Below are 14,295 nucleotides of genomic sequence, written 5' to 3'. Positions count from 1 at the left end.
CGCCACTCCGAACGGACCACGCCGAACGCCATGTCGGCCGTCGCCTCCCCGACCACCGGTTCAATCAGGAGTACGACCGCCACGCCCGCTGCCCCCACACCGCGGCGAGCATCATCCAGGCGTAAGCCCGTTCCTGACTCCGCAGATTCGCCTCGACGGAGTGCGTGGGCACCTGGACAGTCTCCCGACGCAGGGTGGGCGCCTCGTCGGCCAGCGCCGTCAACCAGGCCACCGGAGCGGCCATCAGACGCACCACGCGGCTGCCCGGGTCAGACAGCTTCGGACGGGTAGGAGGCCCGGTCATGGTGGTGATGACGAGGAACCTGGCGATGGGGCTCGCCAGCCTTCGTAAGCCCCATCGCCACATCCACGTCGGCGGCGCCAATCGGGTACGCCCCCGCTCGACGTCGTCGACCACCCGCCCAGGCCAGCGTCAGCTACTCCTGCGCGTCCGGATGCTCGTTCTGCTGCGCCTTCCACCGTAAGTACCGGTCGTACAACTCCTCCTCGTGCCGCCGTTTGCGGACATGCAGCACGCGAGAGGCGATGAGGAGTACGACGCCGAGCCCGAGCATCCCGTAACCGATGGTCCGGTCGGAGGAGACCATGGGCGTGGTGCTGAACAGCAGCCCCAGGAACAGTGCTCCCACGCCGAGGTAGAGCGCAATTCCGGGCAGTGTCTGCCGATACTCCAAGTGATGGCGGTCCGCGTAGGTCTGGAACTCCGGCGGAATGTTCAGCTCCTCGTACTTCTCAGTAGCCACGGGTGCCTCTCCAGTTGCTGAACTGAGCGCTACCAAACTGGATCCACGTGTTGCGGATGGTACGTCGCGGGTTGCGGTAATACGACTCCCGCCAGGAGTAACTCCGATTCTTGATCTTGCTTCCCCGCCACTTGATACGGGTGACGCCCCAACTCCGGACATACCGCGTCTTGCGGAAGGTCTTCGGAATCTTCACCCTGCGGGTGAGGCGGGCACCCGGCAGGAGCGCCTGGCCGATGTCCAGCGCAGACCCAACGATCGCCTGCCTCCTGGTCGAGCGTCCGGCCTGGTACATGCCGTACCGTCCGGCAACCGAGATACCCGCAGCCACCGCGCCGACCGCGACGCAGGCACCAGCGGTGGCCACCGCACACGCCGCGAACCCGGCGATCGCCAGTCCCGCCGAAACCTTGCCGCCGTGCTTGTTCCACCAGTTTCCGACCCGCTTCCAACTCCGCTTCCAACCCCACCGACCGTCGAGGTCGAAGCAGTTGATCGGATCACCGGAGCAGTAGTCGTAGTCGTTGGCGTTGCCGCCGGCAACGGGGTCGACCTGGAGGAACCGGCCGAGGCCGGGGCTGTACAGCCGGACTCCCATCAGGATGACGGCTCCCAGCGCATCGCTCGATCGCTGCTTACCGCCCAGCCACCCGTACCGCTGGTCGGCCTGCCCCGACGAGGCCGAGCCGAACTCGTCGAAATCGAAGAACTCCGGTTCGACCAGGGCGGTATCGATGGTCGCCGCCACATCGCCGTGGAGGTTGACCAACTGGAGTCGGACGTCGCCCGTGGCTGAGGTGGTGGCGACGAGATCGCCCTCGGGCCCGGACACGTTGCGCGTGACATCACCGGCGGCGACGTCCTCGGTGATCCAGCGCGGCTCGTCAGAGTCATCGCCATAGTGGTTCAACTTCGAGGCCGTGGTCACCGTACCCGTCATCGGTCAGCCGGTCCGCGGTGTCGTAGCCGTGCGACTGGGTGGACGTCGCGGTGCCCTCTCCGCAGGCACCGTCGGTGGCCGGACCGAAGCTGGCACTTCCCGTGCGGTTCGTCCGGTCGTCGTAGCCGTACGTTCGCGTGACGCACCCGTCGCCGAAGACGGTCTGGCTCAGCCCGGAGGTCGTCGACGTGGCGTACTCGTACTCGAGCACTTCGCAGCCGCGCTCCGGGGTGGCGAAGCGGCTCCTGTCTGCCGGCCCGGCTCGGGCCGACGCGACCCAGATGGATCGACTTCATCACGTGGGGTGATCGAGGGCGGGATCGAGGCCCGCCCGCCCCGCGGCGGACACCGGAATCAGGACCAGCGCGCCGACGGCGAACGCCACCCGAAACAAGATGAACCAGCCCGCCCCCGGGCGGTGTGCCGTAGGGCGAGGTCCTCCACCTCGTCCCCCGGCAGGCCCGCATACTCGATCACCTCGGCGCGGCGCTCCTCGGGCGTCTCGCCGTCGGCGTCGAGGAACCTCGCAACCGGACCCGCCAACCAGCGGGTAATGACCAGCGCCAGATCCATAGCGACCCATCGATGTGCAGCTTGCGATTCACCCCGCCCCCTTCCTTCACTGTAGGTATCCGCGGCGCCGCGCCACCGTCCGGCATCAGGTGGCCGAAGGCACGGTCGCCGGGCGGCACGCCGAGCAGGCAACCCAGCCAGGTCGAGCCGAGGCCCAGACCCCTCCGCTCCCGATCGCTGGCAGTTCAGCGGGTCGGCGCTCGGTGTGTCGAGTCACCCAGCCGCCGACGATCACCGAGATCGCACTTGTCGCGCAAGAACGGACAAAGAAACCCCGCCGCGACCTGCGGCGGCACCTCGGAGTTGGAAGACGCGACACAACGCACTCCCGGAACCGGCCTCCGACGTGTCACGATTCAGAGCACGGCGTGCGGACGGGCGCCGACGAGGCAGGGGCGGCCGCGCCGAGGGCGCGTTGAGGAGGATTGCCGGGTGTCAGCGGGTGGTGCCCGCCGGGGACGGCGGGACAACGGGCTCGACGCGAGCGAGTACGCCGTCGTCGGCGACGTCGATCCGCGCGTCGGCGAGCACCTGCTCGACGTGCTGGCCGCCGGTGGGATCGCCGCTTACCTGCAACCCTCCGCCGACCTCAACCCCGTCACCCGCACCACCACGGTTCCGGCCCGCCCGGTCGACCGGCTCTACGTCGACCGCTCGCACCTGACCACGGCCCGCGACTACCTCACCCAGCTCGCCGACGAGAGCGCCCCGGAGCAGCCGCCGGCCCGCGACGAGCCGGACATCGACGCCGAGTGGGCCCAGATCGTGGCCGGCTTCCACACCACCTCGACCGCCGACGAGCGCCCGTGGCCGGCAGCGGAGGACGTGGACGAGCGCGACGACCGGGAAACCCGGGACGAGCAGACGGCCGGGCCGCTCGCCCGCTCCGGCGCCGACGAGGCCGGGCCGACCACCACCGACGTCCGCCGGCTGCCGTCGGCCACCGACTTCTCCGGGATCTCGCTCGGCCGGGGCACCCGCGGTGACGAGCCCTCGCTGCTGGACGGTCTGGACACCTTCGGCGCCGATCTGCCCGACGACGAGGACGAGGGCTACCACCCGCCGCCACCCCCGCCACTGCCCCGGATCTCCAAGTACGCGGTGGTCGGCGCGCTCGCGGTGGTCGTCGGGTTCGTGCTCTTCCTCTTCCCGTCGCTGCTCCCGATCGACCGCTCGGCGGTCACCCTGTTCGGGTTCACCGGCATCCTGGCCGGCTTCGTCACGCTGATCTGGCGCCTGCGCCCCGGCGACGAGAACGACGACGACCCGGACAACGGCGCCGTCGTCTGACCCTCGCGCCGCCGACCGCATCGCGGGACGACGACGCCCCCCGCGCGGGGCGTAACAATGGTGTAACTTACTGTCAGTAGGAATACCGCCGTACGTCACTTCCCCCGCTGACTGACCGGTTTTCCCTTCCTCGTGGCGGTCAGTCCTCTGCTGATCGGAATGCCCGAGATGCGACAGAGTTCCCTCGTGGTGGTAGCCAACCGCCTCCCCATCGACGACAGCCAAGCGCCCGACGGCGCCTGCGAGTGGCGCCGCAGCCCGGGTGGGCTGGTCAGCGCGCTGCACCCCCTGCTCCGGCACACCCCGGCGACCTGGGTCGGCTGGGCCGGGGGCACCGGGGCCGCGCCCGCCCTGCCGGACGTGGACGGCGTCCACATGCACACCGTCGCCCTCAGCCACGAGGATCTGCGCGACCACTACGAGGGCTTCTCCAACGCCACGCTCTGGCCGCTCTACCACGACGCCGTCGAGCAACCCGAGCACCACCGCCGCTGGTGGGAGGCGTACCAGCGGGTCAACCAGCGCTTCGCCGAGGCGACCGCCGAGGTGGCCGAGCCCGGCGGCGTGGTCTGGGTGCAGGATTACCACCTCCAGCTGGTTCCCGGGCAACTGCGCGCGCTGCGCCCCGACCTGCGCATCGGGTTCTTCCTGCACGTGCCGTTCCCGCCGCCGGAGCTGTTCATGCAGTTGCCGCGTCGGGCCGAGCTGCTGCGCGGCATGCTCGGCGCCGACCTGGTCGGCTTCCAGCGCGCCCAGGCGGCGCACAACTTCGCCCAACTGGTCACCCGGGTGCTGGAGCTGCCCGCCACCGACCGCCGGATCGGCATCGACGACCGGGTCGTGCGCATCGGCGCCTTCCCGGTCTCCATCGACACGGCCGAGATGGCCGCTCTCGCCGCCCGCCCCGACGTCGCCGCGCGGGCCCGCCGCCTCCGCCAGGATCTCGGCGATCCCCGCCAGGTCATCCTCAGCGTCGACCGGATCGACTACACCAAGGGCATCGAGCAGCGCCTCAAGGCGTACAGCGAGCTGCTCGCCAGCGGCGACGTCAAGGTCCGCGACACGGTGCTGGTGCAGGTCGCCATGCCGAGCCGGGAACGCGTCGGGCAGTACCAGATCCTGCGCGAACGCATCGAGCGCGAGGTGGGCCGGATCAACGGCGAGTTCGGGCGGGTCGGTGAGCCCGCCATCCACTACCTCACCCAGCCCTTCGACCGGGCCGAGCTGGCCGCGCTCTACCGGGTCGCCGACGTGATGGCGGTGACCCCGCTGCGCGACGGGATGAACCTGGTCGCCAAGGAGTACGTCGCCGCCCGGGTGGACGACACGGGCGCGCTGCTGCTCAGCGAGTTCGCCGGCACGGCCGCCGAACTGTCGCAGGCGTACCTGGTGAACCCGCACGACCTGGAAGGGCTCAAGCAGGCACTGCTGACGGCGCTGCGGGCCAGTCCCGCCGACGTCACCGAACGGATGCGGGCCATGCGCGCCCACCTGCACCAGCACGACATCCGGGCCTGGGCGGGCTCCTACCTGAGCGCGCTGGACGAGCGCGGCGCCCTGGTCGGCCGCCTCACCAGCGGCGACGGCGCCCCCCTGGTGCCGCGCCCGGCGACCCGGGCCACCTCCGCCGCGCCGCACACCGGCGGCTGACCGGCGCGACCACTCACCGTGACGCGGGCTCCTTCTCCAGCCAGTCCAGGATCGCGTCGATCGGCTCGGCCCAACGCGCGTCGAGCATCAGGTCGTGCCCCATGCCGGGAAAGAGCAGCGGCGCCGAACCGTACCGGCGGGCGATCCGCGTCAACGTCGACGCCGGCACCACCCGGTCGTCCGGGCTGCCCAGCACCAGGACCGGCGGCGTGCCCACGGCCGGCTCGGCCTCCGGCTCGCCCAGCAGCGCCCACTGCGCCCGCCGACCGGCCCGACCCAGCCGCGCCACGTACCGCCGGGCCTCCTCGTCGGGCAACTCGCGGCTGAACAACTGCGTGCGGCTGAGCCGCAGCGGCCCGCCGAACACCGCCGGCAGCGTCCCGGCCGGGTTGCGGCGCACCGCCGCGGAAAGCACCCCCCAGCCGCCGAAGACCGGCGCCACCAGCACCGCGCCGCGCGCCGGGTAGCGCGCCAACGCGTGCGCCACCACGAGCGCCCCGGCGCCGTGCCCCACCAGCACCGCCTGGCGCGGCAGGCTCGCGGCCACCTGGACCACATCGTGGGCGTACGCGCGCAGCGTCGCCTCCGGCGCCGGCTCGCTGCCCCCGTGCCCCCGCAGGCTCAGCGCGTACGCCGGAAAGCCCCGTGACGCGGCGTGACCCAGCCAGTGCTCGGCGAACGCCCACGCGCCGTGCCCGAACCCGGGAACGAAGAGCAGCGGAGGCCGCCCCTGCTCCACCTCGGGAACGGCGCTGAGCACCTCGCGCCGTGCCGGCCGGACCGGCCGGGACCACTCCCGGCCCCGCATGATCCGCAGCTCGGTCACTGATCCTGCCTTCCGTTCGCGACTGCGGGGCTCGCAAGCTCACTCCTCGCGCTCACCGGGCCCACCTTCCGTTCGCGACTGCGGGGCTCGCAAGCTCACTCCTCGCGCTCACCGGGCCCACCTTCCGTTCGCGACTGCGGGGCTCGCAAGCTCACTCCTCGCGCTCACTTGGCCTCCAGGTCGTGCAGGGCGCGCTGGACGGCGCGCAGGTAGTCGGCGTGCCCGACCTCGAACCAGTGCCGGCTGCTGTCCTTGACCTGCCCCGAGTAGCGCTCCCCGGCCCGATCACGCACCCGCTGCGCGAACGCCGCAGCCCGCTCGGGCCGGTCCCGGCGGGCCCGCAACAGCCGGGCGAAGAGCACCGTCTGCCAATGCGCCAGGGTGAACATCCCGGAGTCCGGTTGCACGAGGCCGGCGACCGCCAGGGTGGGGTGACCCGGCGTGAAGGCGTTGAGCCAGAGCGTGGGCCGGCCCGTGCCGGCGCTGTCGCCGAACACCGACGCGTCGAGGAACTCGAACCGCGGCAGGTAGCCGGTGGCGAAGATGACCAGGTCCGGGTCGATCTCGCGGCCGTCGGCCAGCTCCACGGCGTACGGGCGGAAACGGGCCAGATCGGGCACCGGGCCGATCCCGCCGTGGCCCACGTAGTAGACGAGCTGGCTGTTGGCGATCGGGTGCGTCTCGTACACCCGGTGGTCGGGCTTGGGCAGGCCGAAGCGCGTCAGGTCGCCGACGGTCAGGCGCAGCGTCCAGTGGTAGAGCCACTGGCGGACCCGCAGCGGCACGCGCAGCGCCAGCAGGGCGTCGTTGACCTGGTCGGCGGGGCGCCCGAGGACGTACTTCGGTGCGTACCAGTAGCCGCGCCGGGTGGAGTGCCAGCACCGCGACGCCTGCTGGGCGGCCTCGACGGCGATGTCACAGCCGGTGTTGCCGGCGCCGACCACCAGCACCCGCTTGCCGCGCAGCTGCGCCGGGTCCTTGTAGGACGACGCGTGCATGACCTCGCCGCGGAACTCCTCAAGGCCCTCGTAGCGGGGCAGTTTCGGCGACCAGTTGTGCCCGTTGGCGATGACCACGGCGGCGTATCGGGAGGTGCGCTCGGGCCCGTACCCGCCGGTGGAGCGGGTGGTCACGTCCCAGCGGTCCCCCTCGGCGGGCTCCACCCGGATCACCTCGGTGCCGAACCAGACGTGCGACCGCAGGTCGAAGTGGTCGGCGTACCGCTCGAAGTACGCCAGGAGCTGGCTGTGGTGCGGGTAGTCCGGCCACGAGTCCGGCATCGGGAAGTCGGGGAACTGGGTGAACGGCTTCGACGACAGCAGGTGGGTGCTCGCGTACACCGGGCTGCGGTCGTGTCGCCAGTTCCAGGCGCCGCCGACGCCGGTCTCCCGTTCGTAGCAGTCCACCCCGAACCCGTGCTCGCGCAGGTTCTTGATGGCCGTCAGGCCGCTGGCCCCGGCCCCGATGACGCAGACCGTGTCGCCCCGGTCGGAGAGCGGACGGCCGTTGGGGCTCTGCGCGGACGGGTTCGCATCCGGGTCGGGCCGGCCGTGGTCGGTGGAGGTGGACACCGGGACATCTCCTTTTGTGCGGCACGGGTGCCGGTCGCCGCGAAATCCTCTCCACATCGGAGCCGGATGTCCAGCCCCGGAGCGGACCGATCGGCGGGTACCGGCCGGTGGGGGGTCAGCCGGCGGTGGGCAGCAGCAGGTCGACGAGGACCGGGAAGTGGTCGCTGGCCCGGCGGGTCTGCGGGGTGTCCACCACGTCGTAGTCGACCACGCTGATCCGGGGATCGACGAAGAGCGCGTCGATGCGGCGGCGCGGGTCGGCGCACGAGTAGGTGAGCCGGTCCGCCCGGTCGGCGGCGATCGCCGCGTCGGTCAGGCCACGCGACACCGTGGCCCACGCCGGCCCGTCCGGGCCCTCGTTCAGGTCGGCCCCGGCCACCACCGGGCTGCTCGCCGCGTCCAGCCCTCGCCGGAACTCGGCGGCCTGCGCGGGCCGCTCGCTCGGGTCGGTGGACAGGTGCGACCCGGCGAGGGTGAACCGGGCGTCGCCGACCCGGCAGTCGGCGTACGCGGCGCCGCGCAGGTGTCGGCCCGGGGTCAGCGCAAAGCGCTGGCAACGGGTGCCGCGCACCTGCACCCGCAGGCTGGTCAACAGCAGGTTGCCCAGGGCGGGCAGACCCCCGGCGGCCACCACCAGGCCGAACGACTCGGCCAGGGTGGCGGACTTCTGCCGCCACCGGAACCGGCGCGGCCCCTCCTGCACGATCACCACGTCCGGCCTCGCGGCCCGGACCACCGCCGCCAGCGCGGCGGTGTCGTCGCGCTGGCTGTGGATGTTGTACGACACCACGCGCAGCGGTACGCCGGCAGCCTCACCCATCGCTGGCCCTCAGATCCGGCGGGCCAGGTCGGCCGCGCCGATCACCCCGGCGCTGTTGCCCAGCTGGGCGGGGAGCACCTCGGCCACCGGCAGGCGGCCCCGCTGGGCGAGCGCGTCGAGGTACGAGCGGCGCGTCGGGCCGAGCAGCAGGTCACCGGCGTCGATCACGCCGCCGCCGACGACCAGGGCCTGCGGGTCGAGGATCTGCGCCATGTCGGCGAGGCTGGTGCCCAGCCACCGACCGATCTGCGCGAACGCCTCGGCGGAGACCAGGTCGCCGCCCTGCGCCGCGGCGGTCACCATGTGGCCGGTGATCGCCTCGGCCTCGCCACCGGCCAGGTCCAGAAGGGCCGCGGCCCGCTGCGGTTCCTGTCGTGCGCCCGCGCGGGCGAAGCGGACCAGGGCGCTGCCGCTGGCGTACTGCTCGATGCAGCCCAGCCGCCCGCAGCCGCACTGGTGCCCGTCCGGCACGGCCAGCATGTGGCCCAGCTCCGCGGCGACGCCGTGCGCGCCGCGCATCAGCTCGCCGCCGAGCACGATGCCGCCGCCGACGCCGGTACCGATGGTGAACATGATCATGGAGTCGTCGGCGTCCCGGGCCGCGCCGTAGCGGAACTCGGCCCAGGCGGCCACGTTGGCGTCGTTCTCCACGATCACCGGCAGGCCGACGGCGCTGCTGACGTACTCGCGCAGCGGCTCGTCACGCCAGGCGAGGTTCGGGGCGAAGAGCACGGTCGAGCGGGTGGCGTCGATCCAGCCGGCCGCGCCGATCCCGACGGCCTCGATCGTCCGCCCGGCAGCCAGCTCGCCGACCAGCTCGATGATGACGTCACGGGTCTTGCCGACATCATCGGCGGGAGTGTCCCGTCGGCTCTGCACGAGAACCGTGCCGGTGTCGTCCACGACACCGCCGGCCACCTTCGTGCCACCGACGTCGACTCCGATGGTCAGCGTCACCGCTGCCGCTCCCCTCTGCTGTGCTGTGCTGTCCGGTCCGCGCGCCGATCACGCGCCGGTCCGGATCGCGATGTCCCGCGCTCAGGCGCCGCCGCCCGGCGCGTCCGCGCCGGTGTCGTCGGACGCCCGCGACGCGGGCACCGCGGGTCGGCTGGTCGGCGCCGGTGCGGCCACCGACCCGGCGTCGTCGACGGGTGCTGCGGTGGCCGGGGCGAGTGGGTCCGCCGTCCGGGTGGCGACCGACCAGACATCCCGCTCCGGCGCCGGCTGAGAATCATGCCCGGTGCGGGTGGCATCGCGCCACACGTGCTCGTCGTCGGTCTCGGCGGACCGGTCTGCCGGGGCGGAGGGCGGGGCCTCGTCGTCGCTGCTCGCGGCGGACGTCGGCTGCGCCGGCGCGGACGGCTGCGGTGCGGTCGTCGGGGATGGCTCCGGCGGTGCGAACGCGCGGAGCAGGCTGGCCACGCCGGCCGCGAGGTCTCCGGCGCCGGTGGCGAGGCGTTCGGCGAATTCCGGACTCGGATCACGTAACGCGGCGATGCCGCGACAGACCGGGCAGACGCAGCATTCGGCCGAACCGGTGGCGAAACCACCACCGCCGTGGGCGCCGCCGCCCGGAGCGGCGCTGTGACCGAGGACACCGGCCAGCATCCCGCCCAGCGGGCCGAACGCGCCGCCCGCCGACCCGCCGGAGGCCAGTCGCGCCCCCGCGAGCAGGGTGGCGACCAGACGCTCCGCTTCTTCCCGGGCCGAACCCGGATCCGTTCCGCCCACCCTCGGCTCCTCTACCCTGCCGCCGGACGCGTCACTGCGCCGCACCGAGTGCTTCTACCCGGCGCTTGAGCTGCTTCAACGCGGTGTCCATGATCATCTTCTCGGCCTTGCGCCGAAACATGCCGAGCATCCCCACCGACAGCTCGACCTCCAGCGTGTACGTCACCGTGGTGCTCCCGTCCGGGTTCGCCACCAGGTCGTACGAGCCGCGCTGGCTCTTCTGCATCTTCGAGGGGGCCAGCAGGTGCCATTCGACGCGGGACAGGTCCTCGGCGTACTCGTAGGCGAGCACGTACTCGTCGGCCATCACCCCGGCGTCGATCGCGAAACGCACCTGGCTGGCGTAGCCGTCCTCGTACTCCTCGATCACCTCGGCGTGGCGCACCGCCTCGGTCCACTCCGGGTAACTCGGAAAGTCACAGATGACCGCCGCCACCAGGTCCGGTGACGCGCCGATGATGATCGACTGGGTGGAGGAGTCCGCCATGGGGGGAGGCTACCCGGCGGGTACCGCCCGTACGCCGCGCCGCCCCCGCCGGGTAGGTTTCGACAGAGCCGACGACCGTGGATGGGCAGCGGCCCGGCCAGTGCGAGCACGAAGGAGTGCAGGTGCGCGAGTTTTCCGTTCCGCCGATCGTCACCGTTGGCGACGCGGCCAACCTCACCGACCCGGTCTGGGACAACGCCGAGGCCGCGCCGGACACCGTCCAGTTCGCCCGCGCCATTCGCTCGGCCGACGGCAACGGCACGACCTGGGCGGAGGTGACCTGCCGCCAGTTCCGCGACGAGGTGGCGGCGGTGGCCCGGGGCCTGATCGCCGCCGGCGTCGCCCCGGGCGTCCGGGTCGCGCTGATGAGCCGGACCCGCTACGAGTGGACGCTGGTCGACTACGCCATCTGGGCGGTCGGCGCGGTCACCGTGCCGATCTACGAGACCTCCAGCGCCGAGCAGGCCGCCTGGATCCTGGCCGACTCCGGCGCGGTCGCCGCCGTGGTGGAGACCGACGCGCACGCCGACCTGATCGCCGGCGTCCGCGACCGCCTGCCCGACCTGGCCCACCTCTGGCAGATCGACGGTGGCGGGGTCGACGATCTGGTCACCGCCGGCGCCGCCGTCGAGCCGGCCGAGGTCCAGCGGCGCCGCAAGGCCGTCCAGGCCGACGACCTGGCCACGATCATCTACACCAGCGGCACCACCGGCCGCCCCAAGGGTTGCGTGCTCACCCACCGCAACATGTACGCCGACATCGCCAACGCGGTGCCGGTGCTGCCGAACCTGTTCAACGCCGGCGCGGCCACCCTGCTCTTCCTGCCGCTGGCGCACTCGTTCGCCCGGCTCATCCAGATCGGCGTGGTGCAGGCCCGGGCCACCCTGGCGCACTGCGCCGACACCAAGAACCTGGTCGGCGAGTTGCAGGAGTTCCGCCCCACCTTCGTGCTGTCCGTGCCACGGGTGTTCGAGAAGGTCTACAACGCGGCCAAGCAGAAGGCCGAGGCCGACGGCAAGGGCGGCGTCTTCGCCCGCGCCGAGCAGGTCGCCATCGCGTACAGCGAGGCTCTGGAGACCCCGCGCGGGCCCGGCCTGGCGCTGCGCGCCCAGCACGCGGTCTTCGACCGGCTCGTCTACCGCAAGCTGCGCGCCGCGCTCGGCGGGCGGTGCCGCGACGCCATCTCCGGCGGCGCACCGCTGGGCGCCCGGCTCGGCCACTTCTTCCGCGGCGTCGGCGTGACGGTCCTGGAGGGGTACGGGCTGACCGAGACCTCGCCCGCCGCCGCCGCGAACCTGCCCACCGGCACCCGGATCGGCACCGTCGGCCGGCCGCTGCCCGGCGTGACCATCCGGATCGAGGACGACGGCGAGATCCTGATCTCCGGCGACCTGGTCTTCCAGGGCTACTGGCACAACGAGGCGGCGACCGCGGAGGCGCTCAGCGCCGACGGCTGGTTCCGCACCGGCGACCTGGGCCAGCTCGACGCCGACGGCTACCTGAGCATCACCGGCCGCAAGAAGGAGCTGATCGTGACCGCGGGCGGCAAGAACGTCGCCCCCGCGGTGCTGGAGGACCAGGTCCGCGCCCACCCGTTGATCAGCCAGTGCGTCGTCGTCGGGGACGCGAAGCCGTTCATCGCCGCGCTGGTCACCATCGACGAAGAGGCGTTGCCGACGTTCCTCGCGAACGCCGGGCTGCCCCCGGACACCCCGGTCGAGAAGCTGCGCGAGCACGAGGGCCTGCGCGCCGAGGTCCAGTCCGCGATCGACACCGCGAACCAGGCCGTGTCGAAGGCCGAGGCGATCAAGGTCTTCCGGATTCTGCCCCGCGACTTCACCGAGGCGACCGGTGAGCTGACCCCGTCGCTGAAGGTCAAACGACAGGTCGTCCACAAGACGTACGCGGCGGAGATCGCCGACATCTACCGCGGCTGACTACCATCCGTCACGTGCCCGCATCCGCATCCGCCACACCGCATCCGCATCCCCTCGCCGCGGCCGCCCGCCTGGTGATGCTGGCGCTGGTCGCGATCCTGACCCTGTTCGCCACCCGCGACGTCACCCAGCTGTGGTGGATCGCGCTGCTGGCGGTCGCCGGGGCGCCCTCCCTGCTCGCCCCGCAGCACCGGCTGATCGGGCCGCTGAGCCGGGTCGCCGAGGTGGTGGTGCTGGGGCTGGCCGCGAGCCAGGTCGCCGCTGTCGCGTCGATCGGGGGGACGGTCGACGGGCTCGGCGCCTCCGCGGTGCTGCCCTACCTGGCGGTGCCGGTGACCGTCACCGCCCTGCGCCGCCGCTTCCGCGAGGGCGCGGCGCTGCTCGCGGTGACCGCCGGCACGCTGCTGGTCAGCGGCGCGTTGACCCAGGTCGACGGCGGGCGTCAGCTCGGCCAGGTGGGCTACCTCGCGGTCTGCGCGCAGTGGCTGATCCTCGCCGCGCTGGGGCTCTACGCCGCCGGCACCCTGCACCGGGTGATGGCCGTGCGCGGGGACGGCAAGCCCCAGCCGTACGCCGAGGCGACCCGGCTCCTGACCCAGCTGCGGACGGTGGCCCGGCAACTGCCCGGGGCGACCCTGGACCCGGGCGGCATCTCCGAGCACCTGCTGGAGGAGCTGCGCACGGTGGCCCGGGCGGACCGGGGCGCGGTGCTGTCGGCCAGCGGCGGGGGCCGGCTCGTGGTGCTCGCCCAGGCCGGGGTGGACCGGGTGGACTGGGAGACGACCCTGGACGCGGACTCGGCGATCGCCGACGCCTGGGCCAGTCAGCAGGCCACGACGGCCGTCCGCTCGCAGTCGCGCTCCCATCGGGGCGGGGACGTGTCGGCGTTGATCGTCCCGCTGGTCGCCGGGGTGCGCACGGTGGGGCTGGTGGTGCTGGAGGCGGACGTCGCGCAGGCGTACCCGCCGCCGGTGGTGTCCCGGGTGACCGGGCTGACCCGGCCGGCCGCGCTGCGGCTGGAGGCGGCCCTGCTGTTCGACGAGGTCCGCTCGCTGGCCACCAACGAGGAGCGTCAGCGGCTGGCCCGGGAGATCCACGACGGGGTGGCGCAGGAGCTGGTGATGGTCGGCTACGGTATCGACAACGCCCTGGCCACCGTCTTCGACGACGCGGACGAGACCGCCGAGGCGCTGCGTACACTGCGCGGCGAGGTCACCCGGGTGATCACCGAGCTGCGGCTGAGCCTCTTCGAGCTGCGCAGCGAGGTGGACCGCCAGGGCGGCCTGGCCGCGGCGATCGCCGAGTACGCCCGGACCGTGGGCGCCTCGGGCGGGTTGCGGGTGCACCTGTCGCTGGACGAGTCCACCGCGCGCCTGCCGGCGGCCACCGAGGCCGAGTTGCTGCGCATCGCGCAGGAGGCGGTGACCAACGCCCGCAAGCACGCCGGAGCCTCGAATCTCTGGGTCACGTGTGAGGTGGACCCCCCGTACGCTCAAATTGAAGTGTCGGATGACGGTCAGGGGATGGCTGACCAGCGCCCCGACGGACGGTACGGTCTTGCGATCATGGCCGAGAGGGCGGAACGTATCCGGGGCCGGTTGGAGATCAGGCCGCGGCAACCCAGCGGCACGACCGTGGCGGTGGTTCTCGGTTCCTCGTCCCGGCGCGACAACGTGCGCGACAGCGCAGCACCAGAAGGGGAGTAA

General features: G+C 72.6%; 14 protein-coding genes. 4 read left to right on the top strand and 10 right to left on the bottom strand.

Annotated elements, in window-relative coordinates; genetic code table 11:
* Positions 1-64: 64 nt before the first annotated feature.
* From OG505_RS01985 to OG505_RS01970, 4 genes are all read right to left on the bottom strand, one after another.
* Positions 65-244 (bottom strand): hypothetical protein, encoded by a 180-nt coding sequence (locus OG505_RS01985; protein WP_405430557.1) that lies wholly within the window; start codon positions 242-244, stop codon positions 65-67.
* A 193-nt stretch (positions 245-437) separates the two neighbouring features.
* A complete protein-coding gene (locus OG505_RS01980; RefSeq protein WP_405430556.1) occupies positions 438-764 on the bottom strand; it encodes a hypothetical protein in 327 nt (108 codons plus the stop codon).
* Positions 754-1,704, bottom strand: a complete 951-nt coding sequence (locus OG505_RS01975) for an RHS repeat-associated core domain-containing protein (protein WP_405430554.1) — start codon at positions 1,702-1,704, stop codon at positions 754-756. Before OG505_RS01975 ends, OG505_RS01980 begins: the two co-directional genes overlap by 11 nt.
* A 354-nt stretch (positions 1,705-2,058) precedes the next feature.
* Positions 2,059-2,277: a hypothetical protein gene (locus OG505_RS01970; RefSeq protein WP_405430552.1), complete on the bottom strand. Its 219-nt coding sequence runs from the start codon at positions 2,275-2,277 to the stop codon at positions 2,059-2,061.
* A 432-nt stretch (positions 2,278-2,709) separates the two neighbouring features.
* Between OG505_RS01970 and OG505_RS01965 the strand changes: the two genes are divergently transcribed.
* Positions 2,710-3,567: a DUF308 domain-containing protein gene (locus OG505_RS01965; RefSeq protein WP_405430550.1), complete on the top strand. Its 858-nt coding sequence runs from the start codon at positions 2,710-2,712 to the stop codon at positions 3,565-3,567.
* A gap of 168 nt (positions 3,568-3,735) precedes the next feature.
* Entirely contained in the window at positions 3,736-5,217 is a 1,482-nt protein-coding gene (locus OG505_RS01960; protein WP_405430548.1) for a trehalose-6-phosphate synthase, read from the top strand.
* A gap of 13 nt (positions 5,218-5,230) precedes the next feature.
* Here the strand turns inward: OG505_RS01960 and OG505_RS01955 are convergent, their stop codons facing one another.
* The 6 genes from OG505_RS01955 to OG505_RS01930 all read right to left on the bottom strand — a co-directional run bounded on the left by OG505_RS01955 (position 5,231) and on the right by OG505_RS01930 (position 10,652).
* Positions 5,231-6,025, bottom strand: coding sequence for an alpha/beta hydrolase (locus OG505_RS01955; protein ID WP_405434334.1), 795 nt, complete (start codon positions 6,023-6,025; stop codon positions 5,231-5,233).
* Positions 6,026-6,207: 182 nt separating this feature from the next.
* Positions 6,208-7,614: a flavin-containing monooxygenase gene (locus OG505_RS01950; protein WP_405430546.1), complete on the bottom strand. Its 1,407-nt coding sequence runs from the start codon at positions 7,612-7,614 to the stop codon at positions 6,208-6,210.
* A gap of 115 nt (positions 7,615-7,729) precedes the next feature.
* The gene (locus OG505_RS01945) at positions 7,730-8,434 is read right to left on the bottom strand and encodes an endonuclease/exonuclease/phosphatase family protein (protein ID WP_405430544.1); all 705 of its coding nucleotides are present in this window, start codon (positions 8,432-8,434) and stop codon (positions 7,730-7,732) included.
* 9 nt (positions 8,435-8,443) lie between these two features.
* Entirely contained in the window at positions 8,444-9,391 is a 948-nt protein-coding gene (locus OG505_RS01940) for an ROK family glucokinase (RefSeq protein ID WP_405430542.1), read from the bottom strand.
* A gap of 81 nt (positions 9,392-9,472) precedes the next feature.
* On the bottom strand, positions 9,473-10,165 hold the full coding sequence (locus OG505_RS01935; RefSeq protein ID WP_405430540.1) for a hypothetical protein: 693 nt from the start codon (positions 10,163-10,165) through the stop codon (positions 9,473-9,475).
* Between the two features lie 31 nt (positions 10,166-10,196).
* Positions 10,197-10,652: an SRPBCC family protein gene (locus tag OG505_RS01930; protein WP_234586939.1), complete on the bottom strand. Its 456-nt coding sequence runs from the start codon at positions 10,650-10,652 to the stop codon at positions 10,197-10,199.
* A gap of 122 nt (positions 10,653-10,774) precedes the next feature.
* On the opposite strand from OG505_RS01930, the gene OG505_RS01925 reads away from it, so the two are divergent.
* Both OG505_RS01925 and OG505_RS01920 read left to right on the top strand, forming a co-directional pair.
* Positions 10,775-12,589 (top strand): AMP-dependent synthetase/ligase, encoded by a 1,815-nt coding sequence (locus OG505_RS01925; protein WP_405430539.1) that lies wholly within the window; start codon positions 10,775-10,777, stop codon positions 12,587-12,589.
* A 77-nt stretch (positions 12,590-12,666) separates the two neighbouring features.
* Entirely contained in the window at positions 12,667-14,295 is a 1,629-nt protein-coding gene (locus OG505_RS01920) for a GAF domain-containing sensor histidine kinase (protein WP_405434333.1), read from the top strand.

The organism is Micromonospora sp. NBC_00617 (genome assembly GCF_045161355.1).
Lineage (GTDB): Bacteria > Actinomycetota > Actinomycetes > Mycobacteriales > Micromonosporaceae > Micromonospora.
Note: the sequence above shows the minus strand (reverse complement) of the source record. Positions and strands in the feature narration are given on the sequence as shown.

Bases quoted from the DNA above. Each gene is read 5' to 3' on its own strand.
- OG505_RS01985 (WP_405430557.1), bottom strand. From the start codon at position 244: ATGGCCGCTCCGGTGGCCTGGTTGACGGCGCTGGCCGACGAGGCGCCC.
- OG505_RS01975 (WP_405430554.1), bottom strand. From the start codon at position 1,704: ATGACGGGTACGGTGACCACGGCCTCGAAGTTGAACCACTATGGCGAT.
- OG505_RS01970 (WP_405430552.1), bottom strand. From the start codon at position 2,277: ATGGATCTGGCGCTGGTCATTACCCGCTGGTTGGCGGGTCCGGTTGCG.
- OG505_RS01960 (WP_405430548.1), top strand. From the start codon at position 3,736: ATGCGACAGAGTTCCCTCGTGGTGGTAGCCAACCGCCTCCCCATCGAC.
- OG505_RS01955 (WP_405434334.1), bottom strand. From the start codon at position 6,025: ATGCGGGGCCGGGAGTGGTCCCGGCCGGTCCGGCCGGCACGGCGCGAG.
- OG505_RS01945 (WP_405430544.1), bottom strand. From the start codon at position 8,434: ATGGGTGAGGCTGCCGGCGTACCGCTGCGCGTGGTGTCGTACAACATC.
- OG505_RS01930 (WP_234586939.1), bottom strand. From the start codon at position 10,652: ATGGCGGACTCCTCCACCCAGTCGATCATCATCGGCGCGTCACCGGAC.
- OG505_RS01920 (WP_405434333.1), top strand. From the start codon at position 12,667: ATGCTGGCGCTGGTCGCGATCCTGACCCTGTTCGCCACCCGCGACGTC.